This window comes from Pseudonocardia sp. NPDC049154 (assembly GCF_040648315.1).
Taxonomy (GTDB): domain Bacteria; phylum Actinomycetota; class Actinomycetes; order Mycobacteriales; family Pseudonocardiaceae; genus Pseudonocardia.
On record NZ_JBEZDN010000003.1, the window covers coordinates 162,853 to 189,389 of the forward strand.

The 26,537-nt window shown below is 73.0% G+C and carries 24 protein-coding genes, 1 tRNA gene, 1 pseudogene and 1 riboswitch; of the genes and pseudogenes, 16 read left to right on the forward strand and 10 right to left on the reverse strand.

From position 1 onward, the window contains the following. Positions 1 to 305: 305 nt before the first annotated feature. The 3 genes and pseudogenes from AB0B41_RS03480 to AB0B41_RS03490 form a co-directional block, all read left to right on the forward strand. A pseudogene (locus AB0B41_RS03480) lies at positions 306 to 464 on the forward strand (F420-dependent methylene-tetrahydromethanopterin reductase); the annotation flags it as partial. A gap of 8 nt (positions 465 to 472) precedes the next feature. After that, entirely contained in the window at positions 473 to 988 is a 516-nt protein-coding gene (locus AB0B41_RS03485; protein ID WP_358198489.1) for a nitroreductase family protein, read from the forward strand. After that, positions 975 to 2,372: a protein adenylyltransferase SelO gene (locus AB0B41_RS03490; RefSeq protein WP_358198491.1), complete on the forward strand. Its 1,398-nt coding sequence runs from the start codon at positions 975 to 977 to the stop codon at positions 2,370 to 2,372. The genes AB0B41_RS03485 and AB0B41_RS03490 overlap by 14 nt, the downstream gene beginning before the upstream one ends. Here the strand turns inward: AB0B41_RS03490 and AB0B41_RS03495 are convergent. The 5 genes from AB0B41_RS03495 to AB0B41_RS03515 all read right to left on the reverse strand — a co-directional run bounded on the left by AB0B41_RS03495 (position 2,357) and on the right by AB0B41_RS03515 (position 7,988). Beyond that, a complete protein-coding gene (locus AB0B41_RS03495; RefSeq protein ID WP_358198493.1) occupies positions 2,357 to 4,552 on the reverse strand; it encodes an LLM class flavin-dependent oxidoreductase in 2,196 nt (731 codons plus the stop codon). The two genes, AB0B41_RS03490 and AB0B41_RS03495, sit on opposite strands and share 16 nt — an antisense overlap. Next, positions 4,552 to 5,700 (reverse strand): LLM class flavin-dependent oxidoreductase, encoded by a 1,149-nt coding sequence (locus AB0B41_RS03500; RefSeq protein ID WP_358198495.1) that lies wholly within the window; start codon positions 5,698 to 5,700, stop codon positions 4,552 to 4,554. Before AB0B41_RS03500 ends, AB0B41_RS03495 begins: the two co-directional genes overlap by 1 nt. Positions 5,701 to 5,905: 205 nt before the next feature. Then, positions 5,906 to 5,997, reverse strand: a riboswitch (SAM riboswitch). A gap of 220 nt (positions 5,998 to 6,217) precedes the next feature. Continuing rightward, entirely contained in the window at positions 6,218 to 6,601 is a 384-nt protein-coding gene (locus tag AB0B41_RS03505) for a CocE/NonD family hydrolase (RefSeq protein ID WP_358198536.1), read from the reverse strand. Positions 6,602 to 6,635: 34 nt separating this feature from the next. After that, positions 6,636 to 7,013 carry a DUF6319 family protein gene (locus tag AB0B41_RS03510; RefSeq protein WP_358198497.1) on the reverse strand — a complete coding sequence of 126 codons (378 nt, stop codon included), beginning with the start codon at positions 7,011 to 7,013 and terminating at the stop codon, positions 6,636 to 6,638. Between the two features lie 684 nt (positions 7,014 to 7,697). After that, positions 7,698 to 7,988: a Dabb family protein gene (locus AB0B41_RS03515; RefSeq protein WP_358198499.1), complete on the reverse strand. Its 291-nt coding sequence runs from the start codon at positions 7,986 to 7,988 to the stop codon at positions 7,698 to 7,700. A 322-nt stretch (positions 7,989 to 8,310) separates the two neighbouring features. Here AB0B41_RS03515 and AB0B41_RS03520 point away from each other — a divergent pair, with 322 nt between their 5' ends. Genes AB0B41_RS03520 through AB0B41_RS03550 form a run of 7 tightly spaced genes read left to right on the forward strand, consistent with a single transcriptional unit; the run spans position 8,311 to position 16,016 of the window. Further along, positions 8,311 to 9,285 (forward strand): LLM class flavin-dependent oxidoreductase, encoded by a 975-nt coding sequence (locus AB0B41_RS03520; protein ID WP_358198501.1) that lies wholly within the window; start codon positions 8,311 to 8,313, stop codon positions 9,283 to 9,285. Between the two features lie 28 nt (positions 9,286 to 9,313). Then, positions 9,314 to 10,087 (forward strand): enoyl-CoA hydratase-related protein, encoded by a 774-nt coding sequence (locus AB0B41_RS03525; RefSeq protein WP_358198503.1) that lies wholly within the window; start codon positions 9,314 to 9,316, stop codon positions 10,085 to 10,087. 5 nt (positions 10,088 to 10,092) lie between these two features. Continuing rightward, positions 10,093 to 11,229, forward strand: a complete 1,137-nt coding sequence (locus tag AB0B41_RS03530) for an acyl-CoA dehydrogenase family protein (RefSeq protein WP_358198505.1) — start codon at positions 10,093 to 10,095, stop codon at positions 11,227 to 11,229. Further along, positions 11,222 to 12,292, forward strand: coding sequence for an acyl-CoA dehydrogenase family protein (locus tag AB0B41_RS03535; RefSeq protein WP_358198507.1), 1,071 nt, complete (start codon positions 11,222 to 11,224; stop codon positions 12,290 to 12,292). The genes AB0B41_RS03530 and AB0B41_RS03535 overlap by 8 nt, the downstream gene beginning before the upstream one ends. After that, positions 12,289 to 13,878 carry an AMP-binding protein gene (locus tag AB0B41_RS03540; protein ID WP_358198509.1) on the forward strand — a complete coding sequence of 530 codons (1,590 nt, stop codon included), beginning with the start codon at positions 12,289 to 12,291 and terminating at the stop codon, positions 13,876 to 13,878. Before AB0B41_RS03535 ends, AB0B41_RS03540 begins: the two co-directional genes overlap by 4 nt. Continuing rightward, positions 13,875 to 14,729: an SMP-30/gluconolactonase/LRE family protein gene (locus AB0B41_RS03545; protein ID WP_358198512.1), complete on the forward strand. Its 855-nt coding sequence runs from the start codon at positions 13,875 to 13,877 to the stop codon at positions 14,727 to 14,729. Before AB0B41_RS03540 ends, AB0B41_RS03545 begins: the two co-directional genes overlap by 4 nt. Before the next feature lie 57 nt (positions 14,730 to 14,786). Beyond that, the gene (locus AB0B41_RS03550; protein WP_358198514.1) at positions 14,787 to 16,016 is read left to right on the forward strand and encodes a helix-turn-helix domain-containing protein; all 1,230 of its coding nucleotides are present in this window, start codon (positions 14,787 to 14,789) and stop codon (positions 16,014 to 16,016) included. A gap of 225 nt (positions 16,017 to 16,241) precedes the next feature. Here the strand turns inward: AB0B41_RS03550 and AB0B41_RS03555 are convergent. From AB0B41_RS03555 to AB0B41_RS03570, 4 genes are all read right to left on the reverse strand, one after another. Further along, positions 16,242 to 16,314 (reverse strand) — tRNA-Ala (locus AB0B41_RS03555). Positions 16,315 to 16,384: 70 nt separating this feature from the next. After that, on the reverse strand, positions 16,385 to 17,149 hold the full coding sequence (locus tag AB0B41_RS03560) for a thioredoxin domain-containing protein (RefSeq protein ID WP_358198516.1): 765 nt from the start codon (positions 17,147 to 17,149) through the stop codon (positions 16,385 to 16,387). Between the two features lies 1 nt (position 17,150). Then, positions 17,151 to 17,651, reverse strand: coding sequence for a MauE/DoxX family redox-associated membrane protein (locus tag AB0B41_RS03565; protein ID WP_358198518.1), 501 nt, complete (start codon positions 17,649 to 17,651; stop codon positions 17,151 to 17,153). A 45-nt stretch (positions 17,652 to 17,696) separates the two neighbouring features. Then, the gene (locus AB0B41_RS03570) at positions 17,697 to 19,178 is read right to left on the reverse strand and encodes a cryptochrome/photolyase family protein (RefSeq protein WP_358198521.1); all 1,482 of its coding nucleotides are present in this window, start codon (positions 19,176 to 19,178) and stop codon (positions 17,697 to 17,699) included. A 58-nt stretch (positions 19,179 to 19,236) separates the two neighbouring features. Between AB0B41_RS03570 and AB0B41_RS03575 the strand changes: the two genes are divergently transcribed. Both AB0B41_RS03575 and AB0B41_RS03580 read left to right on the forward strand, forming a co-directional pair. Further along, on the forward strand, positions 19,237 to 19,965 hold the full coding sequence (locus AB0B41_RS03575) for a VIT1/CCC1 transporter family protein (RefSeq protein ID WP_358198523.1): 729 nt from the start codon (positions 19,237 to 19,239) through the stop codon (positions 19,963 to 19,965). Positions 19,966 to 20,025: 60 nt separating this feature from the next. Next, the gene (locus AB0B41_RS03580) at positions 20,026 to 20,715 is read left to right on the forward strand and encodes a GntR family transcriptional regulator (protein ID WP_358198525.1); all 690 of its coding nucleotides are present in this window, start codon (positions 20,026 to 20,028) and stop codon (positions 20,713 to 20,715) included. A gap of 15 nt (positions 20,716 to 20,730) precedes the next feature. On the opposite strand, the gene AB0B41_RS03585 is transcribed toward AB0B41_RS03580, so the two are convergent. Continuing rightward, the gene (locus AB0B41_RS03585) at positions 20,731 to 21,828 is read right to left on the reverse strand and encodes a class I SAM-dependent methyltransferase (RefSeq protein ID WP_358198527.1); all 1,098 of its coding nucleotides are present in this window, start codon (positions 21,826 to 21,828) and stop codon (positions 20,731 to 20,733) included. Positions 21,829 to 21,988: 160 nt separating this feature from the next. Here AB0B41_RS03585 and atzF point away from each other — a divergent pair, with 160 nt between their 5' ends. The 4 genes from atzF to AB0B41_RS03605 are packed head-to-tail and all read left to right on the forward strand — an operon-like array spanning position 21,989 to position 26,461. Beyond that, a complete protein-coding gene (gene atzF, locus AB0B41_RS03590) occupies positions 21,989 to 23,356 on the forward strand; it encodes an allophanate hydrolase (protein WP_358198529.1) in 1,368 nt (455 codons plus the stop codon). Between the two features lie 53 nt (positions 23,357 to 23,409). After that, positions 23,410 to 24,099: an isochorismatase family cysteine hydrolase gene (locus tag AB0B41_RS03595; RefSeq protein ID WP_358198538.1), complete on the forward strand. Its 690-nt coding sequence runs from the start codon at positions 23,410 to 23,412 to the stop codon at positions 24,097 to 24,099. After that, the gene (locus AB0B41_RS03600) at positions 24,096 to 24,782 is read left to right on the forward strand and encodes an isochorismatase family cysteine hydrolase (protein ID WP_358198531.1); all 687 of its coding nucleotides are present in this window, start codon (positions 24,096 to 24,098) and stop codon (positions 24,780 to 24,782) included. The genes AB0B41_RS03595 and AB0B41_RS03600 overlap by 4 nt, the downstream gene beginning before the upstream one ends. Continuing rightward, complete coding sequence (locus tag AB0B41_RS03605; RefSeq protein ID WP_358198533.1) at positions 24,779 to 26,461, forward strand: regulator; 1,683 nt, start codon at positions 24,779 to 24,781, stop codon at positions 26,459 to 26,461. Before AB0B41_RS03600 ends, AB0B41_RS03605 begins: the two co-directional genes overlap by 4 nt. Positions 26,462 to 26,537 lie beyond the last annotated feature (76 nt).

The window sequence follows — 26,537 nt, forward strand, 5'->3', positions numbered from 1 at the left end:
TGGCGGGCAATGGTGTGGCCATACGTGGACCTCCACTCCGGACGCGCTGTGCCCTGACTCACATCGCGGCGCGCGTCCGTCGCGGGTGATGCTGGAACGACGACGTCCCGAGGAGGTTCGGATGCCCGGTCCGGCAGCTGTCCTCGTCGCGCGCCGCTGGCTGGACGGCCTCGGCTCGCCGCCTGGTCTCTGTCGTCCCTGATCAGGCTCCACCGCCGCGGGCAGGACCCTGCCCGCGCCTCCGATCAGGGAGAACCATGCCCGATCCCCTGCCCCTCGGCGTCGCGCTCGACGGCGCCGGCTTCCCCACCGGGCTCGACGGGTTCGTCGACAAGGTGGTCCCGCTCCTGCAGGAGCGCGGCTCGCTGCGCGCGGACCACACCGGCACCACGTTGCGGGACAACCTGGGGCTGCCCACGCTCACCCACAACCCGAGCCGCTCCCGCCAGGCGTCGGCGAGCTAGGAGGACCCATGGAGACCTGGGACGCGATCCGCGCCCGCCGCAACGTCCGCAGCTACACGGACGAGCCGGTGTCCGAGGAGCACCTCACCCGGATCCTGGAGGCGGGGTGGCGCGCGCCGTCCGCCTCGAACCGGCAGCACTGGGACTTCGTCCTGGTCACCGACCCCGCGCAGCTGCGCGAGCTCGCGACCGTGTGGCGCGGCGCCCGGCACATCGCCGACGCGCCCGCCGCGATCGCCCTCGTCGTCCCCGAACCGGCGGACGACCGGACCCGGGTCATCGACCAGTACGACCTCGGCCAGGCGACCTTCGCGATGATGCTCGCCGCGGCCGACCTGGGCATCGGTACCGGACACTCCTCGGTGGGCGAGCAGGACAAGGCGCGCGCGATCCTCGGGGTGCCGGACACCCATGTCGTCTCCTTCCTGCTCGGCGTCGGCCACCCGGCCGACCGGGCGCTGCGTCCGATCGCGACCCCCGACCGCCGCCCCTTCGAGGAGGTCGTCCACCGTGGTCGTTGGTGAGCGGACCCTGCTCGATCTCGACGACACGTACGCCCGCGAGGTGCCGGCCCTCTCGGTGCCCTGGCCCGCGGTCACCGCGCCGGCGCCGCGACTGCTGGTCCTCAACGACGAGCTCGCGGCCGAGCTGGGCGCCGATCCCGCCGCGCTGCGCGCGGACGTGTCGCTGCTGGTGGGCGCCGGTGCGGGAACGAGGGCGCTGGTCTACGCCGGTCACCAGTGGGGCGTCTACAAGCCGCGGCTGGGCGACGGGCGGGCCCTGCTGCTCGGGGAGGTCGTCGACTCCCACGGTCGCCTGCGCGACCTGCACCTGAAGGGGACCGGCGCCACCCCGTTCGCCCGCGGGTACGACGGCAGGGCGGCCGTCGGGCCGATGCTGCGCGAGTACCTCCTGGGCGAGACCATGCACGCCCTCGGCATCCCGACGACGCGGGCGCTCGCCGTCGTCGCGACCGGGGAGACGATCGAGCGGGACCGGCCGTTGCCGGGTGCGGTGCTCTGCCGGGTCGCCGCGAGCCACCTACGGGTCGGGACGTTCCAGTACGCCGCCGCCTCGGAGCCCGGCGCGCTGCGCGCCCTCGCCGACCACGCGATCGCCCGCCACTTCCCGGACGCAGCCGACGCCGACCGGCCCTACCTGGAACTGTTCCGCCGGGTGGTCGACGCGCAGGCCGCGCTCGTGGCCCGCTGGATGCTCGTCGGGTTCGTCCACGGGGTGATGAGCACCGACAACACGACGATCTCGGGCGAGACCATCGACTACGGGCCCTGCGCGTTCATGGATGCCGTCGACCCGGGCACCGTCTTCAGCTCGCTGGACAAGACGGGCCGGTACGCCTACGGCGCACAGCCCGCGATTCTGCAGTGGAACCTCGCGCGGTTCGGCGAGAGCCTCCGACCGCTGGACGACGTCGAGGACGTGCTGGAGGAGTTCCCGGCCGCCTACGAGCGGTACTGGGCGGAAGGCATGGCCGCGAAGCTCGGACTGTCCACACCGGACGTGGCCCTGAGCACCGACCTCATGGCGTTGCTCCACGCGCAGCGGGTCGACTTCACCACGTTCTTCCGCGCGCTCGCCGCGGGCACCGCACGGGACCTGTTCCTCGACCGGGAGGCGTTCGACGCCTGGGCCGCCCGCCGGGAGGCGCTGCTGCCCGCCGATCGCACCGGCGTCGCAGCGGCGATGGACCGCGTCAACCCGCTCTACATCCCGCGCAACCACGTCACCGACGCCGCGCTGGAGGCCGCGGAGCAGGGTGATCTCGCCCCGTTCCACCGCCTGCTCGGGGCGGTCGGCGACCCCTTCGTCGCACGTCCCGGCCTGGAGGACCTCACCCGCCCCGCTCCGGCGGGTGCGGTCCCCCACGTCACCTACTGCGGCACCTGATCGACCACGCTCACCGAGCCGAGGAACCGCTCGCCCGCGGGTGCCGCGCCGCCGACCACGAGGAACGTCAGGTGCGGGGGCAGCCGGTCGAGCAGGGCGAGGAGCGACGGCAGCCGCGAGGCGCCGACCAGAGCGAGGTCGATCGCGTCGGAGGCGTCGAGCAGCTCGGCCGGGTCCCCGGCGACCTGGGCGACGACGGGTCGGCCGTGGAAGGACGACGCCACGGCCCCCGGCCCCGCCACCCGGTAGGCACCGACGTGGTCGATCGGGGCGATGCCCTCCCCCGTCGCGTAGACGCCGCGCTCCCGGTCGACCACCAGCGCCGAGTTCGGGTACGAGTCCCACAGGGCGCGCAGGATCCGCGCCGCCTCGGCGGTCGTCGCGGGGCCGGAGGGCGTGGGCGCGGCGAACGGCCCCGGGTCCCACGCCCCGGCCCCGGGCCGGCCCTCGGCGGCGAGCCGGTCGTGGGCGGCGAGCACCACCCCGGTCCGCCCGCGCAGCCAGTGCTCCAGGCTGGCCACAGTGCGCGCCAGGTTCCAGGGGTGCTCGCGCTCGACCGCGACCACCGGCAGGAACGCCAGGTCCGGGCGGCGCAGGCCCAGCACCGCCGCGGCCGTGGTGGGGTCCAGCGCGGACTCGGGGGCCGGGCCGAGGACCCGGTCCAGGCCGAGCACGTAGACGTCCGGGTCGGCGGAGAGCCGGTCCGGGTCCGCGACCGCCTCGAGCAGGGCGTTCCCGGTCAGGGCGGCCACGTTCAGTGGACCCCGCGCGGTGAACGGCTCGGCCACGCCGTGGGGCGCCGCCGCGGACGGATCCTCCGCGCGCGGATCGGCCCGCCGGGCCAGCACGGTCGCGCGGGCGGCCGCCCGGCGGGCGGGATCGGCGTCGAACCGGAGCTCGCCCGCGCCCGGGAACGGCGGCAGGTTCAGGTGCCCCGCGAAGGTGTCCGAGGTGTACCCACGCTTGTAGAGCCCCTTGCGCTGCAACGCGGGGACCAGCTCGTCGACCAGGACCTGCAGGGTCTCCAGCGTCAGGTCGGGGGCGAGCACGAACCCGTCCGCCGCGCCCGCCTTGTACCAGTCCTCCAGCCGGTCGGCGAGCTGCTCGGGGGTCCCGACGAACGTCGAGTGCCCGGACCCGACGAACCGGCTGCGAACCAGCAGCTGGGCCAGCGGCAGCCCGGCGTGCTCCCGCAAGAACCCGTGCACGGACGCGCGGAACCCGAGGCTGACCGTCTCGCTCGCGGGCAGCTCCGCCAGCCGCTGCGCGGACAGCAGCTCCACCGGCAGCGGCTCCTGCGGGTCCAGCGTCGACACGTCGAAGTCGATCAGCGAGCTCAGCCAGGCCACCTGCTCGGCGGTCTGGTCCGGGGACTGGGAGTAGACGTCCGCGACCTTGGCCTCCGCCTCGGCCTGCGTGCTCCCCAGCACCAGCCGCAGGCCCGAGAGGTAGTCGAGGTGCTCGGGCGGGCGACCGAACCGGCGGGCGTCCCCACGGAACGCCGTCCTGTGCTCGACGGCCCCGGCCCGGGTCAGGTCTGCCGCGAACACCCCGTTGGCGTACCGACCGGCCAGGGACCGGCCGGCGTCGGACGTGCTGGCCCGCACGATCGGTGGCCGCCCCTGCCGCGACGGCGGCACGGCGAGCCGCCCGCGGACCGTGAACTGGTCGCTCTCGTGGTCCACCGCGGCGCCCGACCACAGGTCCGTCACGATCCCGACGAACTCCTCGGCGCGCGCGTAGCGGGTGTCCCGCGGCGGGTGCGCCGGGAGCCCGAAGTTTGCCGCGGCGGCGCCGGAGTGCGAGGTCACGACATTCCAGGCCAGCCGGCCGCCGCTGAGCACGTCGAGCGAGAGCAGCCGCTCGGCCAGCCGGAACGGGTCGTTGTAGGTGGTCGACGCGGTCAGCATGAAGCCGACGTGCTCGGTCGCCTCGATCGCGGCGGTCCACGCGGTGAAGCGGTCCAGCCCGTCCGCGACGGCGGTGGTCGGGTCGGTGATCTGCGAGCCGTCCCCGGTGAACACGGCGTCGAGCAGCCCGGCCTCCGCGAGCTGCGCGAACTCCGCCCAGTACGCGGGGTCGTACAGCGAGAACCGCTTCAGCCGCGGGGAGAGCCAGGCCTCGGGCAGGTTGCCGTAGGTCCGCAGGTTGTAGGCGAGGAAGATCCCGTCCCGGCTCATCAGACGCCCCACGCCTTCGCGAGCAGCTCGTAGCTGCGCACCCGGTCGGCGTGCTCGGTGGTGATCGTCGTGACGATCAGCTCGTCCGCGCCGGTGACCCGCGCCAGCGTCTCCAGCCGCTCGGTCACCGTGGCGGGCGACCCGACGAACTGGGTGTCCACCCGGTCCTGCACCGCGGCCCTCTCCTGGGCGGTCCACTCGCGGGCCCGCGCCTGCTCCGGCGTGACGTACGGCTGTGCGCCGCGGCCGCTGCGGATGTCGAGGACCCACTGCGCGTAGGGCGCGGCGAGCTCTTGGGCCCGCTCGTCGTCGTCCGCGACGACGACGTCCGCGGAGACCAGCACCTGCGGCCGCGCCAGCCGACCGGGGCGGAACGCAGCCCGGTACGCCTCCACCGCGTCGAGCACCGCGTTCGGCACCGTGTGGTAGCTCGCCGCGAACGGCAGGCCCAGCTCACCCGCCACCTGCGCGCTCGCCCCGGCGCTCGCGCCCAGGACCAGCACCTCCACGTCCGCGCCCTTGGCCGGGGTGACCTCGAGCGGGCGCCCGTCCGCGCGGCGGGAGGTCCCGTCGAAGTAGGACAGGATGTCCAGGACCTGCGCGCGGTAGTCCGGCGGGAGGTCGTCCGCGCTGAAGCCGAGGAGCTCGCCGAAGGTCCCGAACAGCGACAGGTCCCCGACGAACCGGGCGGGCGGCGGGATCAGCAGCCCGTCGACGACCCGGGCGGGCGGAGGCGGCGGGGCCTGGGCACCGTCCGCCGCGCCTGCCGCCTGGCCCTGCCGGATCAGGGTCAGCAGCTTGTGCAGGTCGAACCGGCCGAGCCCCACGTCGATCCGCCCGGGATGCACGGCGCCGACCGTCCCGAACTGCTCGGCCACCGACAGCGGCGCCGTGTTCGGCAGCTGCACCGCGCCCGACCCGACCCGGATCCGCTCCGTGGCCGCGGCGATCAGGGCAACCAGCACCGGCGTCGACGACGAGGCGACGCCCGGGTTGAGGTGGTGCTCGGCGACCCAGTAGCGGTGGTAGCCCGCCCGCTCGGCCACCTGGGCCAGGTCGATCGAATGGCGCAGCCCGTCCCCGGCCGTCCCGCCGGCGGGCACCGGCGAGAGGTCGAGCACGGACAGCGGCGGACGGTGGGCGGACATGCGTACCTCCGGGACGGGGCCCGGTTCGACGACGGGCCACCAGAGCGACTGAGCGGCTGGGCTGCCGCGGGGGCAGCCGGCGGTCAGCCCGGACAGCAGGCGCTGGCGACCCGGAGCAGGTCGACGTGTCGCCTGCGGGCGCCGACGAACCCCACCGTCGGCGGCGACCACGAGCCCCTCGCCGCTGCCCCGACCCTCACCACTGCCCCCATCGCTCCCGGCGTGAGCACCCGTGCCGTGGCCGGCGGGTTGCTGCGGCGTCGTCGAGCCAGGTCTCTCGGCCGCTCTGGATGGTGGCCCGGAGGCCGTGGTCCGACTCTACGTCCCGCGGTGCGACCGCCGTCAATCCTCCGGACCGACGAGGTGCTCACAGGCCCCGCTGCCGTCACCGCCGGGGTTCGCAGGGACAGCGAAACCGCTCGGCCAACTCCTCTGCGATGGCCTCCTCAGAACGTCAACGCGGCCTTCGTCGCGTCGGGATCCGGTTGACCTCGACACGGGCGAAGGTGTCGGCGCGCTAGGGAGTCCTCGTTGATCCGGTCCCCCCGGGCTGGCGAAGAGGCAGGCAGACCCGGCTGGGACGTCGGGGACCCGTCCACACCGTGTTACGCGCGACCACAGCGTCGTCGATCGACTCCTCGCAGATCCTGCCGTCCGTGTTGGTGTTGCGGTCGAAGCGGGGGAAGTTGCCGCTGGAGACGTCGACTCGGATGCGGTGCCCGGCGCGGAACACGTTGGCCGTGGCGGCCATGTCGATCTCGATCTCGTAGACCTCGCCGGGGGTCAGGAGGTCCGGCCGGGCGAGTCCCTCGTGGTAGCGGGGGCGGAGCCTTGCCGGCCTCGGCCGCCGCCCGGAACAGCGCGGGGTTGAAGTCGTGGCGCGCATGCCGCCGACGGCGATGTCCCGTGGCCGCCGTCAGAGCCTCCGCTTGTCCTCAGTCGACGCCGAGCTGCTCGAGGGTTCGCTGGGCGGCGGCGAGCTCCTCGCGCAGCTGTGCCACACGCTCCTGCTGACGCCGACGGGCCTCGACCAGTGCCGACGTGATCACCTCGGCGACCGCCGGTGGAAGGGAGCGGGACACCGCCGCGACGTCGGTCGCCTGAACCGGCGTCGACGACACGACCCGCTTCGCGCCCACCAACACCTCCACCGTCCAGTCGCCTTCGGCGCTCGAGGTCAGGCTGACCGTCAGCGCACCCGAGCGCTCGCCTCGCTTACGGGTACGCGCGGGGGCGGCTTTCCCGGACTTCACCGGTGTCGGCTGCTCGGGCGCCGACTCTGCCGGCCCAGGTAGGTCGGGGGTCGAGGTCAACGGCGCAGCCGACGCCGTGGACCTGGCAGACCGCCGAGCGCGGACGGGACGGGCGGGCGTCGCAGGTGGAGCCGTCGTGTCGTCCGCGGCCGTCTCCGCCGGCTGTCGCGACGTCGCCGGCCTGCGGGCCGGCCTGCTCCGCGTGAGCTCGCTCGGCGAGCAGAACACCGCATCCCGCGAGCCTGCGGGGCGAACCTGAATGAAGTCACCCTCCTCGACATCACCGACGGCCACGACCTTGGCGGACCCGCCCGCCGGCACCCCGACTGCGGCCGTCGTGAACCAGACCGTCACCGTCTTGCCCGCGGACACCTCCTGGCGCACCGCCGTCACGTCCCGCCCGGTCAGCCCATGCTGTGCCGCGGTCGAACCCTGTCCTGCCATCCGTCAGCTCCCCCCTGCTCGCCGGTGAATTCTCACCCGGAGCTCCACGGGCCGCGCACCGTCCTCGACAGCTCCGACTGGGCGGTCCGTGACGGCTGATGTCGACGGCACGTCGGAGAGCACCGTTGACCGTCCAGTCGGTCACGACGGAGATCAACATCCTGCATCGCGGGCACCCTCCTTCAGCCGAGGAGTTCCTGCCGTCGTGCGTTCCGTGGGCCACAAGCACGGACTCGACGCCCGCGAGCACCTTCGCGTCGAAGTCGCATCGGCGCACCGGGTTACCGGGGGCCGACGTCGTCATCCACCGTCGACCATGAACTGAACGCTCTGCAGGGACTCGACATGGCTCCGCGGCAGGGCGAGATGCGCAGGGTGGGTCAGGTAGGCGTGGAAGTCCTCGGCGCTCTCGAACTCCATGACGACCCCGTAGTCGGCGTTCGTCGGGCGCTCACCGAGGTCGCGGCCCTGGCGGATGCGGACGATGAAGTCCAGCTCGTCCGGCAGCGCGGCGAGAGCAGTGCGGAACGCCTCGATCTCGGCCTCGGTCGCCGTCCTCGTGAACCTGAGGGTGAGGCAGTGGATCAGCATGGCGACCTCCGTGTCGCAGGCACAGGACTAGGTTAGCGATGATAGACATCTGCGCTCCCGTCGCACGAGAGGTGACGGCGAGATCGACTCTCGGGCGACCAGCGGAACACGGCATAGATGGCCTCCATCTGCAAGTTCATCCTCACAAGCCAACGTAGCTGGCACATCCTGATTGGCTCAGCTTTCACATCTCAGGGCATCCGGTATGGCACACGCTGGTTATCGACGATTGACAAGCGTCGAGCACCGGCTCTAGCTTGGTGCGCCTGGCACCGCTGCGGCCGAGAGCGTGTGTCCCCCACGACCCGGAGAGGCCCTGACAATGAAGCTGGGATGCTCGTTCGCCACGTCGCTGGAGACTCCGGAGCACATCCGCATCGCCGAGGAACTCGGCTACGAGCGGGCCCTGTGCTACGACTCGCCCGCTCTCTACCCCGATGTATGGATGGTGCTCAACCGCTCCGCCGAGCTGACCGACCGGATCGTGCTCGGACCGGGAGTGCTGATCCCGAGCCTGCGGCACCCGATGGTCACCGCGTCCGCGATCACGACGCTGGTGCACACCGCGGGCCAGGAGCGCGTGATGGTGGGCATCGGCAGCGGGTTCACCGGGCGGCTGGCCATGGGCAGGCCGCCGGTGCCGTGGGCGAAGGTCGAGCACTACGCGCGGATCGTGCAGGCGCTGCTGCGCGGCGAGCAGGTCGAGTGGGAGGGGGCGATCATGCAGCTGATCCACCCCGACGAGCGCTTCGGCCCGGCCCTGCCGATCACCGTGGCCTGGGGCGTGGCCGGCGAGGGCCCCAAGGGAACCACGGTCGCACGGGACCTCGGTGCCGAGCTCCTGCGGATCACCGCACCGGAACCCGGGTTCGACCCGCAGATGATGATGGTGATCGGCACGGTGCTCGACGAGGGCGAGGACCCCGGCTCCGAGCGGGCGATCGACGCGGCGGGTCACGCGGCAGGCCTGTTCCTGCACTGGGCGGTGGAGCACGACGTGATCGACGAGTTGCTCGGCGAGGGTGGCCGGATCTGGGCCGCCGCCTACGACCACATCCCGGAGAACGTCCGCCACATCGCCTTGCACGACCGTCACGTGGTCGGGGTGAACGAGGTCGATCGACCCTTCATCACCGCCGAGGTGATGGCATCCGCGGGCGCGGCGCTGACCCCGAAGGAGTGGCAGGACAGGTTCGCCGCGCTCGAGGAGGGCGGGTGCTCCTTCGTCCACTTCCAGCCCGCAGGCCGCGACATCCCGCGCGAGCTCGAGGCGTTCGCCGCCGCCTATCACCGCTGACCGGATCGAGAAGGAGACCACGAGCCCGATGCGAGACCTGACGCTGCTCGACTGGCAGGAAGACGGCCCGATCGCCACGGTGTGGCTCGATCGACCGCCGGTCAACGCGACCGACCATCAGCTCTACAGCGAGATCCGCGAGTTCTTCCGCAACCTCACCGAGTACCTCCCCCGGGCCCGGGCCGTCGTGCTCGCGGGCAGGGGCAAGCACTTCTGCGCGGGCAACGACCTCGCCGAGTTCCAGACCATGGACCCGGAGAACGCGCCGGAACGGCTGCAGCTGGCCCGCGAGACGTTCTGGGCGATCTACGACTCGCCGTACCCGGTGATCGCCGCGGTCCACGGGGTCGCGGTGGGATCCGGTCTCGCGATCGCCGCCTCCTGCGACCTGGTCGTCGCGGCCGAGGGCGCACGGTTCGCGACGCCCGAGGTCAACGTCGGCGTGCTCGGTGGCGCCAAGCACCTCTCGCGGCTGGTGCCCCAGGGCGTGGTCCGGCTGATGCACTACACGGGCGATCTCTACCCGGCGGAGAAGCTGCTGCCCTACGGCGGGATCGTGGAGATCGTCCCGCAGGAGCGGCTGCTGGGGGCGGCCCAGGACCTGGCGAGGTCGATCGCGCGGCACAGCCCGGTCACCCTCGAGCTGGCCAAGCGCAGCCTGAACGGCATCGAGTACATGGAGCTCAAGCCGGGCTACGAGTTCGAACAGAGCCTCACCCACGAGCTGTCCGGCTACGCGGACTCCAAGGAGGCGGTGAACGCGTTCCTCGAGAGGCGCGCTCCCGTCTACACCGGACGGTGACGGCGGTGGAGAGCCTGGACGCCTTCCGGGCCAGGGCGAGGGCCTGGCTCGCCGAGGCGGAACCGCCGGAGGTCCCGCTCGACCACGACGCCCGGTTCGCGGTGCTGCGGCAGTGGCAGAAGACGCTGTTCGAGGCCGGCTGGGTCGGTATCGCGTGGTCCTGTGAGGCGGGTGGGCAGGGACTGACCCACAGCCACCAACTGGTGTTCGTCGAAGAGCTCGTCCGGGCCAGGGCTCCGCAGCCCATCGGGCTGATCGGGCTCGAGGTCGTCGGGCCCTCCATCGACCGCTACGGCAGCGACTGGCAGCGCACCGAGCTGCTGCCGCGCCTGCTGTCCGGCGACGACATCTGGTGCCAGGGCTTCTCCGAGCCGGAGGCCGGGTCCGACCTGGCCTCGCTGCGGACCCGGGCTGTGGTCGACGGGGACGACCTCCTGGTCTCCGGCCAGAAGATCTGGACCAGCTGGGCGCACGTGGCGCAGTGGTGCGCCCTGCTGGTGCGGACGGATCCCTCGGTGCGCAAGCAGGCCGGGATCAGCTACCTGCTCGTCGACATGTCCAGCCCCGGCGTCACGGCCCGCCCCATCCGGCAGATGACGGGCGACGGCGAGTTCTGCGAGGTCTTCTTCGACGAGGTCCGGGTCCCGCGCCGCAACCTCCTGGGCGCGGAGAACGAGGGATGGGCCATCGCCACGCACACCCTGGGCAGCGAGCGGGCGGGCGCCACGCTGCGCCGCCGCGTCGAGCTGGAGGTCGCCCTGGACGACGCGATCACCCAGCTCCGCGGCCGCCCCGAGAGCCCCCGCGTCCGGGCGGCCCTCGGCCGCTGCCACGTCGCGATGCGCGTCCTCGACGCCCAGACCCGGCAGACCACCGCCCGGCTGGTCGCGGGCACCGGGCCGACGCCGCTGGACTCCGTGGACAAGCTGCTGCTCAACGACGTCGAGCAGACCGTCCTCGCGGAGATCGCCGGCCTGCTGGGTCCCCTGCGGGCCGTCCCGGGCTCACGCCCGCACGGGCTGCGCTCGGAGCGGTGGGTGCACGAGCACCTCTACTCGCGCGCGGCCTCCATCTACGGCGGCAGTGCGCAGATCCAACGCACGATCGTCGCCGAGCGGCTGCTGGGGCTCCCCCGTGACTGAGCACGAGTACGGCGCCGACGAGTACGGCGCCGCCGTCGACGAGTATTTGACCCGCGCCTATGACGGGGACAGACGCCGCAAGCTCCTCGACGCCGGAGCCTGGCACCCGGACCTGACCGCGGAGTTCGCCGAGCTCGGCTGGTACTCCCTCGCCGTGCCGGAGGACCGGGGCGGCCTCGGCGCGCCCCTCTCGGCGCTCGGCCCGGTCTTCGTCCAGTTCGGACGCCACCTCGTCGTGGGGCCGCAGCTGGAGAACGTCCTGGTGCCGGCGCTGCTTCCGGACGAGCGGATCACCGCGGCCGCCGAGACCGGGGTGCCGGTCGCCCTTGTCGATCCCGGAGTGACCGAGGACTGGGCGGCGGACCTCGGGTCGGTCACGCTCACCGCGGGCCGGCTCTCCGGCACCGTCCACGCCGCGCGCTTCGCCCGGCAGGCGAGCCTGCTCGTGGTGGTCGCCGAAGCCACGGTGTGCCTGGTCGATCCGGCCGCGCCCGGGCTGCGGATCGAAGAGCTCGACAGCGCCGACCCGGGGACAGAGTTCGCCCGCGTCGTGCTCGACGAGGTGCACGCCGACCCGATCGCGGACGACGACCTGGTCCCCCGCCTGCGTTCGTGGGCCAGGATCCTCCTCGCCTGCGAGCTCAGCGGGCTCGCCCACCGCAGCCTCGAGCACACCGTCGAGCACCTCGGCCGACGCGAGCAGTTCGGCCGCCCCATCGGCAGCTTCCAGGCGCTCAAGCACATCGCCGCCGACATGCACGCCCGCTGGACGGGCCTGCACAACCTCTGCCTGGCCACCCTCGCGGACGCCGACGGGGCCTCGGTGCCCGACCTGGAGATCATGGCGGCGACCGCGAAGGCCCACGCCGCGGAGGTCGCGGTGAGGGTGTGCGAGGACGCGATCCAGCTCCACGGCGGGATGGGCTTCACCGCCGAGAGCATCGTGAGCTGGCACTACACCCGCGCGCTGGCCCTGCGCGCCTGGTACGGCGACCAGACCGAGCTCCGGGGGCGTCTCGGGGCGGTTCTGCTCGACGAGACGCACCCGAGGAGGACGACGTGAAGGCTACGAGGCTCGACGAGGAGCGCGTCCGCCGGGACGGCGAGTCCTGGGCGGGGAACCTGATCGACGGCTACCTGGCCGAGTGCGCCGCCCGCACGCCCGAGAAGATCGCGGTGGTCGACCGCGGCCGGTCCTGGACCTACGACGAGCTCGACCGCAGCGTGAACCGCGCCGCGTCCGCTCTCCGCGCACGCGGGGTCGGGCCCGGCGACGTCGTGTCGTGGCTGCTCCCGAACTGGGCCGAGGCGATCGTCGTGCACCTCGCGGCCATCCGGCTCGGGGCGGTCAGCAACCCCGTCATCCCGATCTACCGGCACAAGGAGACGGCGTTCATCCTGCGCCAGGCGGCCACGAAGGTCGTCGTGGTGCCGCAGTCCTTCCGGGGCTTCGACTACCCGGCCATGATCGACGACATCCGCGCCGAGCTCCCCGCGCTGGAGACCGTCGTCGTGGTCGGTGCCGACTCGGACGACACCCGGCTCCGCTTCGAGGACCTGCTCGCCGAGGGTGCCGACGACCCGATCGACAGCCCGCGCGAGGCGGCCGAGATCGCCCTGCTGCTCTACACGTCCGGGACCACGTCGGCGCCCAAGGGCGCGCTGCACAGCCACGACACCCTGGACTACGAGAACCGCAGCATGATCGACTTCTTCGGCCTCACCACCGAGGACGTCGTGTTCATGCCCTCCCCAGTCGGCCACATCATCGGTGTCCTCTACGGGATGCAGCTGCCCTTCATGCTCGGCAGCACCGTGGTCCTGCTCGACGTCTGGGAGCCCGGTCGGGCGCTCGACCTGATCCAGGACCACGCCTGCAGCTTCGTGGTGGCCGCGACGCCGTTCCTGCACGGCCTCGTCCACCATCCGGCGCTGCCGGACCACGACGTCGGGTCGCTGCGCGTGTTCGCGTGCGGCGGGGCCGACGTGCCCCCGGAGCTGATCAGGGCGGCGACCACGGCGCTCGGGTGCACGGTCAGCCGCGGGTACGGCTCCACCGAGTACCCCACCGCCACCGCCTGCACCACGTCGGACCCCGTGGACAAGCGGGCCACCACCGACGGGCGACCCATCGGGGCGGCCGAGGTCCGGGTCTCCGCCGACGGCGAGCTGCAGGTGCGCGGTCCGGAGATGTTCCTGGGCTACCTCGACGAGTCGCTCAACGCCGAGGCCTTCACCGCGGACGGCTGGCTCCACACCGGCGACCTGGCTCACATCGACGCCGACGGCTACGTCGAGATCGTGGGCAGGCAGAAGGACGTCATCATCCGCGGCGGCGAGAACATCAGCGCCAAGGAGATCGAGGACCAGCTGTTCGAGCACCCCGCGATCGCGGACGTCGCGGTCGTGTCCGCCCCCGATCCCGTGCTGGGCGAACGCGTCTGCGCGGTCGTCGTCCCCCAGGCCGGGACGACCGTGACCCTGCCCGAGATCGTCGAGTGGCTGACCGCGCGGCGGATGGCACGCCAGAAGCTGCCCGAGAGCCTGATCCTGCTCGACGACCTCCCCCGCAACCCCAGCGGCAAGATCCAGAAGTTCCGGCTCCGCGATCTGGCGCGCACCCCATCGTCTCTAGGAGTGACACGATGAAGTTGCACACCCTGACCGAGTTCGCGTCGGGACACCGGTTCCTCGAAGGCCTGCGCTGGCACAACGGCGCGCTGTGGGCCAGCGACTTCTTCAGCGGGAAGGTGCTGACCTTCGCCCCCGACGGCGACGCGGCGACGGTCGCCGAGGTCCCCGGCGCGCCGTCGGGCCTGGGCTTCCTGCCCGACGGCACGGCGCTCGTGGTGTCCCAGGCCGACGCCACCGTCCTGCGGATCGGACCGGACGGGGCCCTCGACACCTACGCCGAGCTGGGCGACATCGCCGGCGGGCCGGGCAACGACATGCTGGTCACCGCGGCGGGGCACGCCTACGTCGGCAACTTCGGCTTCGCCATCGGCACCGAGGACCCGAGACCCACGGCCCTGGCCCACATCGACCCGCAGGGCACGGTGCGCCGTGTCGACGGCCAAGTCCTCTTCCCCAACGGCATGGCCCTCGCCCCCGACGGGGTGTTGCTGCTCGCCGAGACGTTCCTGCACCGGATCACCGCCTTCGACGTGGCCGTCGACGGGTCGCTGTCGAACCAGCGGGTCTGGGCCCAGCTCGCGGAGTCGTTCATGCCGGACGGCATCGCCCTGGACGCCGACGGCGGGGTCTGGTTCGGCAACGCCCTCACGATGAGCGACGACAGCGGCTTCTACCGCGTGGTCGAGGGCGGCGAGCTCACCGACAAGGTGCCGGTCACCGGGGCCCAGGCCATCGCGTGCGCCTTCGGTGGCGACGACCTCCGGACGCTGTACATGAGCTGCAACACCACCACGCTCGAGGAGTTCGTCCAGGGCCGGTCCAAGGCCGTCATCGCGACCGCCGACGTCGGGCGAGCGGGCGCCTGACCTCCCGCCCGCCTGCCCTGGCTACCATGCCGGGGCAGGCGGAAGGGGGGACGGATCGTGGACGCTGCCCCCACCGAACTCCGGGTCCCCCGCTCCCGACCCCGCGACCGGCGGGCCGAGATCGCCAGGAACGCCGGCGAGCTGTTCAGCGCCCGTGGCTTCCACGCCGTCCGGATGGACGACATCGCCGAGGCCAGCGGCATCACCGCACGGGCGCTCTACCGCCACTACACCAACAAGCAGGCGCTGCTCTCGCACGTGGTGCGGGAGGACCAGCGGCGTGTCATCGAGACCCTGACCGGCCTCACCGAGCAGCCGCCCGCCGAGCGCAGTGTCGACGCCGGGCTCACCGCGCTGACCGAGGCCGCGTTGGACAGCCGACAGCTGTCCCTGCTGTGGCAGCGCGAGGCCCGCCACCTCGACGCCGAGGACTACCGCCTGGTCCGGCGGCAGACCCGATGGATCGCCACGACCCTCCAGGACCTGCTCGTCCGCCCCGCGGGCCCCGACCTCGACCCGGCCGTCGTCGACATCCGCAGCTGGGTCGTGGTCAGCATCGTCTCCGGCCACAGCCTCTACGACAGCCCCCTCCCCCGATCGGGCCTCGCCCGCGATCTCATCGACGCCGGCAGGCGTGTCCTCGCCGCGCCGGCGGCGGTCACGGCCGACGAACCCGTCGCCCAGACCGACCGGACGTCGGCGTCCCGGCGCGAGCAGTTGCTCTACGCGGCGGCCGGTGAGTTCCGGGAGAAGGGCTTCGCCGGGGTCGGCATCGACGACATCGGCGCCAGGCTGGGCATCGCCGGCCCGGCCCTCTACCGGTACTTCGACACCAAGGCCGAGCTCCTGGTCGCCGCCGTGACCCGGTTCCACGAGTGGCTCGCGCTGGAGGCGACGCGCGCCACGCGCACCCCGTGCCCGGACGACGAGGTGCTCGCCCTGCTGATCGAGGGCTACATCCGGGTCGCGCTCGAGGCGACGGACCTGCTCGCCGTCTGGCTCACCGAACGCCTCTACGTGCCCGACGCCGCCCGGGAGCGCCTCGACCGCATCCAGGCCGACTACCTCGCCGAGTGGCAGCGCTGGCTGTCCGTCGCCCGGCCCGACCTGCCCGAGGCCCGCGCGGCGACCCTGGTCAAGACCACCAAGACGATCATCGACGACTGCGTGCGGATCCCCCGTCTGCGGCGGTACCCGCTCTTCGCCGCGGAGCTCCTGAACAGCGCCCTGGCCACGCTCGACCTTCCGAGCCCTGCTTCCGGGATCAGACCCCGAGCCGGCGGCTGACCGTACGGAAGCGGGACCTCCCGGGACCAGGGACGAGCTCGTCCGGCGGCTCCACGAGCTACGAAACTGCCTCGCCCATCACGAACCTCTGCTCAGGACGGACCTCGAGACCCGGCACCACGATCTCTTGGCCGTCGCCGACCGGGTACACGCCACACAGGATCTGTCAAGCGACAAGATCGCGGTTGGAGGCGAATCAGGCCAAGAAAGGCCCGCTCAGAAGGGTGGAGCTGAGGGGATTCGAACCCCTGACCCCTTGACTGCCAGTCAAGTGCGCTACCAGCTGCGCCACAGCCCCTTGCGATGAGGAAACACTACAACACCCCGCGGGGACCCGTTCGAGGGGGGTCCCCACGGGGTGCCGGGCCTCAGGCCTGGATGGCCTTCTGCAGCCAGTCCGTGTCGTTGACGTCGACCTTCGTGCCGTTGACGGCGATGGTCGGGGTGCCGAACTGGCCGTTGCTCTGCAGCGCCGGGGTGGCGGCCGCGGTGTTGGTGGCGTTCTCGATCAGGCCGGTGTTGGCCTGGGCGGCCACGCACTGGCCGAAGGCGGAGCCGGCGCCGAGGGCGGTGCCCTTGGCCGTCAGCTCGTCGTTGGAGAAGCCGGCGCTGCCCTCGGCGGGCTGCTCGGCGTAGAGCTGGGCGTGGTAGGCCGGGAAGATGCCGGCGTCGGCGGCGCAGATGGCCGCGTTGGCGGCGCGGGTCGAGTAGCCCACGGGGTTGCTGGCGCGGTCGAGGATCGAGATCGCGTGGTAGTTGACCTTGACCTGGCCGGCGTTGAGTGCGGTGGTCAGCTCGTCCTTGTACGTGGTCTCGAAGCGCTCGCAGTACGGGCAGAGGTAGTCCTCGTAGACGTCGACCGTGACCGGTGCCGCGGCCTGCCCGGCGGTGATGACGGCGCCGGTGCGCGCGACCGGGTAGGTCGGCGCGGGGGCGGCCGAGTCGGAGGCCTTGTTGTTCATCGTCACGACGACCCCGACGACGATCGCCGCGATCACGACGACGGCCACGATCGTCAGCACCAGGCCGCTGCCGCCGAGCCCCCGCCGCTTCGGGGTGATCCCCGCCGCCCGCAGCCGCGCCTCGGCCGCGGCCTGCCGCCGCTTCCGATCGCTGCGATCCGCTCCGCCCACGTCAGTTCCTCTCCGCACCCGAACCCGACGTGACGAGGGATCCGGCCAGCCGGCTCTCGGCGGCGAGCAGCGTCCGCGGCCGCACGATCAGCCAGGCCGCCATCAGCAGGAACCCGGTGTCTCGGAGGATCTCCTGGACGTACTGCGTCTGCCCGGGCGCCACCGCCCCGCCGCCGCCGAAGCAGCCGCAGTCGATGTTCAGCCCGCGGGCCCAGGCCTGGGTCACGCCGGCGACGAACACCAGCAGCAGGCCGGCCGAGAGCCAGGCGACCGCGCGGGTCCCGATACCGAGCAGGAGCAGCACGCCGAGCGCCAGCTCGAACCACGGCAGCACCCCGGCGACGACGCCGACGGCCTCCCGGGGCAGCACGTCGTAGGCCCGGACGGCCACATAGGTCTGCGCCGGGTCGAGAGCCTTGATCAGCCCCGACGCGAGCCAGACGGCCGCGAGGCCGAGCCGCGCGAGCGTGCCGATCCCGTCGAGAACACGGCCCCTCGTCACGTCGCGAACGGTAGCGGGGTCACCTGAGACCCAGGTGAGCGACTCTCAGAAGCGCTCGCGCGCCGACTCCTGCTCCAGCACCACGTCGAGGTCCTTGAGCCGGTTCATCCCCGAGACCGCCCGCGCGGTGCGGTTGTTGTCGGCGAGCAGGCCCTGGTGGCGGTGCACCCACTGCCAGTAGCCGGCGGTGAAGGGGCAGGCGTCCTCACCCAGGCGCTTCTTCGGGTCGAACGCGCAGCCGCGGCAGTGGTCGCTCATCCGGTCGATGTAGGCGCCTCCCGCGGAGTACGGCTTGGTCGCCATCTTCCCGCCGTCGGCGTGCTGGCTCATGCCGATGACATTGGCGGGCATGACCCACTCGAATCCGTCGACGAACGCGGTGCGGAACCACTCGTTGAGCTCGGCCGGCCGGTAGCCGCGCTGCAGGGCGTGGTTGCCGAGCACCATCAGGCGCGGGATGTGGTGCACCCAGCCACGGTCCCGGACGCCCTCGAGCGCGCTGCGCAGGCAGGCCGCGGTGACGGCGTCGGACTCGAGCTCCGCCCACCAGTCCGGCAGCGGGGTGCGGGCGCGCAGCGCGTTGCGCCGGGTGTAGCCCTTGCCGAAGTGCCAGTAGAGGTGCCAGACGTACTCGCGCCAGCCGAGGATCTGCCGGACGAACCCCTCGACGCTCGGCAGGTCGACGTCACCGTCCCGGTAGGCCTGCTCGGCGGCGTGCACGGCCTCGAGCGGGTGCAGCACGCCGTGGTTCATCGGCACCGACAGCAGCGAGTGCGACATCGCCCAGTCCTGCTCGAGGATCGCGTCCTCGTAGGGCCCGAACGTGCCGAGCCGGTGCCGGACGAAGTGCCGCAGCGCCTTCACCGCCTCGTCGTGCGTGATCGCGAACCAGCGCGGCCCGTCCCGCCCGACGGTCGGGTACCCGGCCTCGTCGAGCTCGCGGCGGACCTCGTCGTCGATCCGGTCCTCCTTCGGCTGCCACGGCCCCTTCACCCCGAGCGTGCGCTCGCCCTTCGGCGGCGGTTCGCGGTTCTCCGAGTCGTAGTTCCACCGCCCGCCGACCGGCTTGTCGCCGTCCATCAGCACATCGAACCGCTCGCGCTGGGACCGGTAGAAGTCCTCCATCCGGAACCGGCCGCGGTCGCCGGCCCACTCCTGGAACTCGGCACGCGGCAGCGCGAAGGTCGGCGTGGGCAGGACGTCGGCGACCAGCCCGTCCTTGCGCAGCCGCTCGACGAGCTCGGCCGCCGCGAACGACGTCGGCTCGTGCACCACCACCGGCTCGCCCACCTGCTCGAGGGCCTCGCGGTAGGTGTCGGCGCGGACGTACCGGGCTCGGTCGTCCAGCTCGTCGGTCAGGTGCCGCATCCCGGACAGCACGAGGTGCAGCTTCTGCCGGTGGAACCGCTTGCGGCGCAGCGCCCGGCCGGACTCGACGAGCACCACCTCGCGGTCGCGCATCTCGTCCGTCGCGTGCACGTGCGGGCCGAGCTGGTCGGCGAAGAGCCACAGCGGTTCCCGTCCCATCCGATCAGTGTCGGTTCGCCGCGCGGCCGCCGCGAGTCGGCGGATTAGGCTGCCCCCTGTGAGCGATCCGGCATTCGACGCCGAGCTGGCCGCGCATGAGCACGACCACCAGCACCGCGACGTCTCGGGCGGCTGGTTGCGCGCCGCGACCTTCGGCGCGATGGACGGCTTGGTCACCAACATCGCGCTGATCGCGGGCGTCGGGGGTGGCGGCGCGGACCGGCAGACCATCGTGCTGACGGGTATCGCGGGCCTGGTCGCGGGCGCCTTCTCGATGGCGCTCGGCGAGTTCGCCTCGGTGGGCACGCAGAACGAGGCGATCGACGCCGAGGCGGAGGTCGAGCGCCGCGAGCTCGCCCGGCACCCGCACGCCGAGCAGGCCGAGCTCGTCGAGGAGTACCGCAAGCTCGGGCTGAGCGACGAGACCGCCCGCCGCGTCGCCGAGGAGATCAGCGCGAACCCCGACATCGCGCTCCGCGTGCACGTCAGCCAGGAACTCGGGGTCAGCCTCGACGACAAGCCCTCGCCCTGGGTGGCGGCCGGCTCGTCCTTCCTCTGCTTCGCGATCGGCGGGATCATCCCGCTGCTGTCGTTCCTGTTCGGCTCGCCGTCCCTGCTGCTCGGGCTGGGCATCGGGGCGGTCGGGCTCTTCCTCGCGGGCGCACTCTCCTCCCGCTTCACGGTGCGCACGTGGTGGGGCGGCGGGCTGCGGCAGTTGATGTTCGGCGCGATCGCCGCCGGGGCCACCTACCTCGTGGGCATGCTGATCGGTGTGACGGCCGCCTGACCCGCGGGTGTGACAACCTTGTCGGCAGCACCCGGACCGTCCGCACGTCAGGAGACCGCCGTGACCGCTGAGGTCCCGCTCGACGGGCTCGGCGCGCAGAGCCTCGTCGAGCTCGCCCTCGACCGGATCCGCGGCGACATCCTGCGCGGCGCCATCGGGCCCGGCGAGCGGTTGGTCGAGGAGCAGCTCACGCGGCGGTTCGGGATCAGCCGGGCCCCGGTGCGGGAGGCGCTGCGCCTGCTCGGCCAGCAGGGTCTCGTCGAGCACCTCCCCCGCCGCGGGGTCCGGGTCGCGGAGCTGTCGGCGCGCGACATGACCGAGCTGTTCGGGCTGCGGGACGCCCTGGAGCGGTACGCCGTGGACACCGCGCTCGGCGGCGGCGCCCGGCCCGACCCCGAGCGGCTCGCGGTGCTCGAACGGGCGACCGAGCGGATCGAGCGGGCGGCGGGGGACGACCACGCGCACGCCGCGATCGACCGCGCCGAGGCCCACCGCGAGTTCCACCTCGCCCTGGTCGCGCTCGCGGGGCACCGGCACCTGCTGCGGGTCTACGAGCCGGTGATCATGCAGCTGCAGCTCTACATGGCCGCCAACATGCGGCGGGAGGCCGAGCAGCGCTCCCCGGCCGAGGGCGCGCACCGGCACCGGCACCTGTACGACGCCGTGGCCTCGGGCGACGCCGCAGCGGTGCTCACCGCCCTGGCCGGCCACGGCGCCCGCACCTACCTGCGCCCCGAGCTCGAACCCTGAGTGCGCACGGGCCCGTCAGGGCGTCAGCTCGTAGATCAGGTTGAAGGGGGTCGCGGTCGCCACCCGCGCCCGCCCGAACCCCGCCTCGCGCGCGAGGGCGCACGTCCGCGCCGGTCCGGCCTGGTTGCCCAGCCCGGCCTGCGGCGGACCCGACAGCCCGCTCGGCAGGCAGACGTACAGCGAGGCGGCGGCGAACACCTTCCCCAGCGGGTTGAGCCCCTCGGCGACCGTGTCCCAGGACATCGGCTCGACGAGCATCACCGTGCCCCCGTCGGCCAGCGCGGACCGGGCGGCCCGCAGGGCGCCGACCGGATCGGGCATGTCGTGGAGGCAGTCGAAGAAGGCGATGAAGTCGTAGGCGCCGGACAGCCCGTCCGCCGCGCCGAGCTCGAAGATCACGTTGCCGAGTCCGGCGGCAGCGGCGCGCTCCCGGGCCGCCTCGATCGACGGCGCGTGGGAGTCGATCCCGGACCAGGTGCTCGCCGGGTAGGCGCGCGCCATGATGATCGTCGACGCACCGAACCCGCACCCGACGTCGGCCGCGCGCACGCCGGCCCGCAGCCGCTCCTCCAGGCCGTCGAGGGCCGGGATCCACTCGCTCGTCAGGCCGGCGGTGTAGGCGGGCCGGAAGAACCGCTCGGTGCCCTCGAACAGGTCCGGGTGGTGCTCGTGCCAGGCGATCCCGGCGCCGGTGCGGAAGGCGTCGGTGAGCCGGTCCAGCACGCGCAGGGCCGCCGCCATGCTCTGGAAGCCGCCCGCCACGGCCGCCGGGCTGTCCGGATCCGTGAAGGCCGCCGCCTGCTCGGGGGTCAGCCGGTACCGCGCGGCGGCCGGATCGTCCCCGGACACGTGCGCGACGTACCCCGCCGCGGCCATCGCCCGCAGCCACTCCCGGACGTAGCGCTCCGCCAGTCCCCCGGCCGCGGCCAGCTCCGCCGGCGTCGCCGGCCCGACGTCGCGCAGCAGGGTGAACAGGCCCAGGCGATCCCCGATCAGGGCGAGCGGGACGACGAGCGCACCACCGAGGTCGGTGATCACTCTCCCGAGCAGCTCGTCGAGGGCCTGCTCGTCGAGGACCGGTGTGGTGTCGCTGGAGGTGCCCGGAGTGCTCATGTCGCCGCTCCTTGCCCGGCTCGGAGGGGACCGGATCCGGGCATCGCAGCGCTTGCCGGCGGGTTCGTCGATACGCAGAAATGCGTACGCGGTCACAGGCCTAACACAGCCGTAACGCACGACACCTATCCCTGACACCGGACTGTCGACAATCGACCGGGTGCAGACAGCGACAGCGACCCCCTCGGCCGGGGTTCTGGGGCTCCGAACGGCCTACCGCACGGGCACGCTCCGTCCCCGGGACGTGGTCGAGGCCGTCCTCGCGCGCATCGCCGAGCGGGGCGACGACGCGGTGTGGATCAGCGTCGCGCCGGCCGCCGAGCTGCGGGAGCGCGCGGCGGAGCTGGAGACGCTCGACCCGGCGCTGCCCCTGTACGGCGTGCCCGTGGCGGTCAAGGACAACATCGACGTCGCCGGGCTCCCCACCACCGCCGCCTGCCCGGCCTTCGCCCACACCCCCGCCGCCGACGCCGGATCGGTGCGCCGGCTGCGCGAGGCGGGCGCGATCGTCGTCGGGAAGACGAACCTCGACCAGTTCGCCACCGGGCTCAACGGCGGGCGCTCCCCCTACGGCGCGCCGGAGAGCGTGTTCGGCCGGGACCTGATCTCCGGCGGGTCCAGCTCGGGCAGCGCCGTCGCGGTCGCGGCGGGAATCGTGCCGGTCGCGCTGGGCACGGACACCGCCGGTTCCGGGCGGGTCCCGGCGGCGCTCAACGGCGTCGTCGGGCTCAAGCCGAGCCGCGGGCTCGTCGGCGCCTCCGGGGTGGTGCCGGCCTGCCGGTCGCTCGACTGCGTCAGCGTCTTCACCCGGGACGTGGCCGACGCGGCCGCCGTGCTGCGCGTCCTCGCCGGCGCCGACCCCGACGACCCGTGGTCCCGCACCGGCACACCCCTGCCGCGCGGCCTGACCCTCGCCCTCCCCGAGGGCCTCGACTTCGAGGGCGACGCGGGCATGCGGGCGGCGTTCGAGGCGGCCGCCGACGGAGCCGTGGCCAGGGCCGCCGGCGTCGTCCGGACGTCGGTCGACCCGCTGCGGGAGGCCGGGGACCTGCTCTACGGCGGGCCCTGGGTGGCCGAGCGGCTCGCCGTCCTGCAGGACTTCCTCGCCGCGCACCCCGACGACGTCCTGCCCGTGACCCGCGCGGTGATCGAGAAGGGCAGCGCGTTCTCGGCGGTCGACGCCTTCCGCGCGCAGTACCGGCTGCAGGAGCTGAAAGCCTGGACCGACCGGCTGTTCACGACGGCGGACCTCCTCCTGCTGCCCACCGTGCCGACGACCTTCACCCGCGCCGAGCTGGCCGCGGAGCCGGTCGCCCGCAACCTCGTCCTCGGCCGGTACACGCAGTCCACGAACCTGCTCGACCTCGCCGCCCTCGCCGTCCCCGCCGGGACGACGGCGGACGGCCGCCCCTGCGGGGTCACGCTCGTCGGCCCCGCCTTCTCCGAGGACCGGCTGCTCGCCGCAGCCGCGGCGCTCCTCCCCCCGCTCGTGCCCGCTCCTGTCCCGTCCACCCCGGAGGTCCCGTGACGACCGACACGCACGCACGTCTCGACCCGACCGCCCCATCGCGGACCGCCGTGATCGGACCGGTCGCCGCCCGCCCCTACGCCTGGCCGTACGACGGCGCCGTGCCGGCGTCGAGAACCGCCCTGATCTGCATCGACTGGCAGGTCGACTTCTGCGGGCCCGGGGGCTACGTCGACCGGATGGGCTACGACATCGGCCTCACCCGGGCCGGCCTCGGGCCGACCGCGCGGCTGCTCACCCACGCCCGCGAGACCGGGATGCTGGTGATCCACACCCGCGAGGGCCACCCACCCGACCTCTCCGACCTGCCGGCCAACAAGCGCTGGCGGTCGAAGCAGATCGGCGCGGAGATCGGCTCTCCCGGGCCGGCCGGCCGCATCCTCGTCCGCGGCGAACCGGGCTGGGAGATCGTCCCGGAGGTCGCGCCGGTCCCGGGCGAGGTGCTGATCGACAAGCCGGGCAAGGGCGCGTTCTACGCGACCCGGCTCGACCTCGTGCTCCGGTCCAACGGCATCACGCACATCCTGCTGACCGGCATCACGACGGACGTCTGCGTGCACACCACCATGCGCGAGGCCAACGACCGCGGCTACGAGTGCCTGATCCTGTCCGACTGCACCGGCGCCACCGACCCGTCGAACCACGACGCCGCCCTGCACATGGTGACCATGCAGGGCGGGGTCTTCGGCGCCGTCGGGACCGCCGACGCCGTCGTCGAGGCGACCACCTGGAGCACCTCATGAGAGTCCCCGTGACAGTCACCGCGAGCCCGGGCGCCTTCACCTTCGATCCCACGAGCACCGCCCTGGTGATCATCGACATGCAGCGGGACTTCTGCGAACCGGGCGGGTTCGGCGAGACCCTGGGCAACGACGTCTCGCTGCTGCGCAGCGTCATCCCGCCCTTGCAGCGGGTCCTCGCCACCGCCCGTGAGCTGGGCATGACCGTGATCCACACCCGCGAGGGGCACGTCCCCGACCTGTCCGACTGCCCGCCCGCGAAGCTCCACCGCGGCAACCCGACGCTGCGGATCGGCGACCCGGGGCCGAAGGGCCGGATCCTCGTCCGCGGCGAGTACGGCCACGACATCGTCGACGAGCTGGCCCCGCTGCCGGACGAGCTCGTGGTCGACAAACCCGGGAAGGGCTCCTTCCACGGGACCGCCTTCGGGGCGGAGCTCGAGGCACGCGGCGTCACCAGCCTGATCGTCACCGGCGTGACCACCGAGGTCTGCGTGCACACCACCGTCCGGGAGGCCAACGACCGCGGCTACGAGTGCCTCGTGCTCTCGGACTGCACCGGCTCGTACTTCCCGGAGTTCCACCGCGTCGCGCTGGAGATGGTCGCCGCCCAGGGCGGGATCTTCGGCTGGGTCGCGGACTCCACCGCCCTGCTCGAAGCCCTCACGCGGGAGGCCGTCGCATGAGCACCACCGAATCAGCCCCACAGCCCATGAAGCTCTCCTGGTGGGTGTCCGGGGACACCAACGCCTTCTTCGGCCTCGGCTTCAACACCCTGGTCAACGTCCTGACCCTGTCCGGCCTGTGCCTCGGCGTGGTGAACATCCCGGGCGCCGACGTGTTCGGGGTGATCCTGCCGGCGCTGGGCGTCCAGCTGCTGATCGGCAACGTCTACTACACCTACCTCGCCCGCCGGCTGGCGCGGCGCGAGGGCCGCACGGACGTGTGCGCGATGCCGTACGGCCCGTCCGTGCCGCACATGTTCATCGTCGTCTTCGTGATCATGCTGCCGATCTACCTGCAGACGAGGGACCCGCTGGCGGCGTGGGCCGCCGGCCTCGCGTGGTCGTTCATCATCGGGATCATCGTGCTGCTCGGGGCGTTCGTCGGTCCGTGGATCCGGAAGTACACGCCCCAGGCGGCGATGCTGGGCACGCTCGCCGGCGTGTCGATCGCGTTCATCTCGATGCGCCCGGCCGCACAGATGTTCGAGGCGCTGTGGATCGCGCTGCCGGTCATGGTGATCATCCTGATCGGCTTCTTCACGGACCTCAAGCTGCCCGGGAACATCCCGGTCGGGCTCGCGGCGCTGCTGGTCGGCTCGGCGATCGGGTGGATCGGCGGGTACATGTCGGCGCCCGACGTCGTCGCCGCGGCCCGGGACGTCGCCCTCTCGCTGCCGACGGCGGATCTCGCCCGGCTCGGCGAGGGCCTCGCCGACGTCGCCCCGCTGCTCGCCACGGCGATCCCGCTGGGCATCTACAACTTCACCGAGGGCATGACCAACGTCGAGTCCGCGGCCGTTGCGGGCGACGAGTACAACCTGCGCGCGATCCTCGCCGCCGACGGCGCCGGCGCGGTCGTCGGCTCGGTCCTCGGCTGCCCGTTCCCGCCCGCCGTGTACATCGGGCATCCCGGCTGGAAGGCCGCCGGCGGCCGCACGACCTACTCGCTCGCGTCGGGCGTGGTGATCGCGCTGATGTGCTTCCTCGGCCTGTTCTCGCTGCTCGGCGCGCTGCTGCCGGCCCCGGCGATCGTGCCGATCCTGCTCTACATCGGGCTGCTGATCGGGGCGCAGGCCTTCCAGGAGACCCCGCGGCGACACGCCGTCGCCGTGGTCATCGCGATCATCCCGAACATCGCGTCCTGGGCGGCCGGGCTGATGAACAACGCCCTGTCGGCGGCCGGGACGAGCGGGCAGCAGGTCGGCGAGGAGGCCCTGACCGGGGCCGGGCTCGTCTACCACGGCACCGTCCTACTCGGCGGCGGCGCGATCCTGGCCGGGATGGTGCTTGGCTCGATCACCGTGTTCGTCATCGACAAGAACTTCTTCGCGGCGGCGATCTACTCCGCGATCGGGGCGGTGCTCGGCTTCATCGGGCTGATCCACGCCGAGCAGGTCGGCTGGAACGTCGGCGGGCAGATCGCGCTCGGGTACCTGTTCGCCGCGGTGCTGCTGGCCGGGTTCGGGCTGGTCATGCGCCGGCGCGGGCCGGTCGGCGACGGGGTGCGGGAGGACCAGCCGGTCGCCGCGGACCTCGTCGGCGCCGAGCCGGGCGAGGGCGTCCCCGCACCGCGCGAGGGCGAGCCGGCCAGGACCGCCCCGGCCGACCCGGGTCCCAACGGCCGCCCGGCGCCCGCGTGACCGGCGTCCTGCCCGGGCTCTCCGGACCGTCCGCCGCGGGGGCGGGGGCACACGCCCCCGCGGCGGACACCGCCGG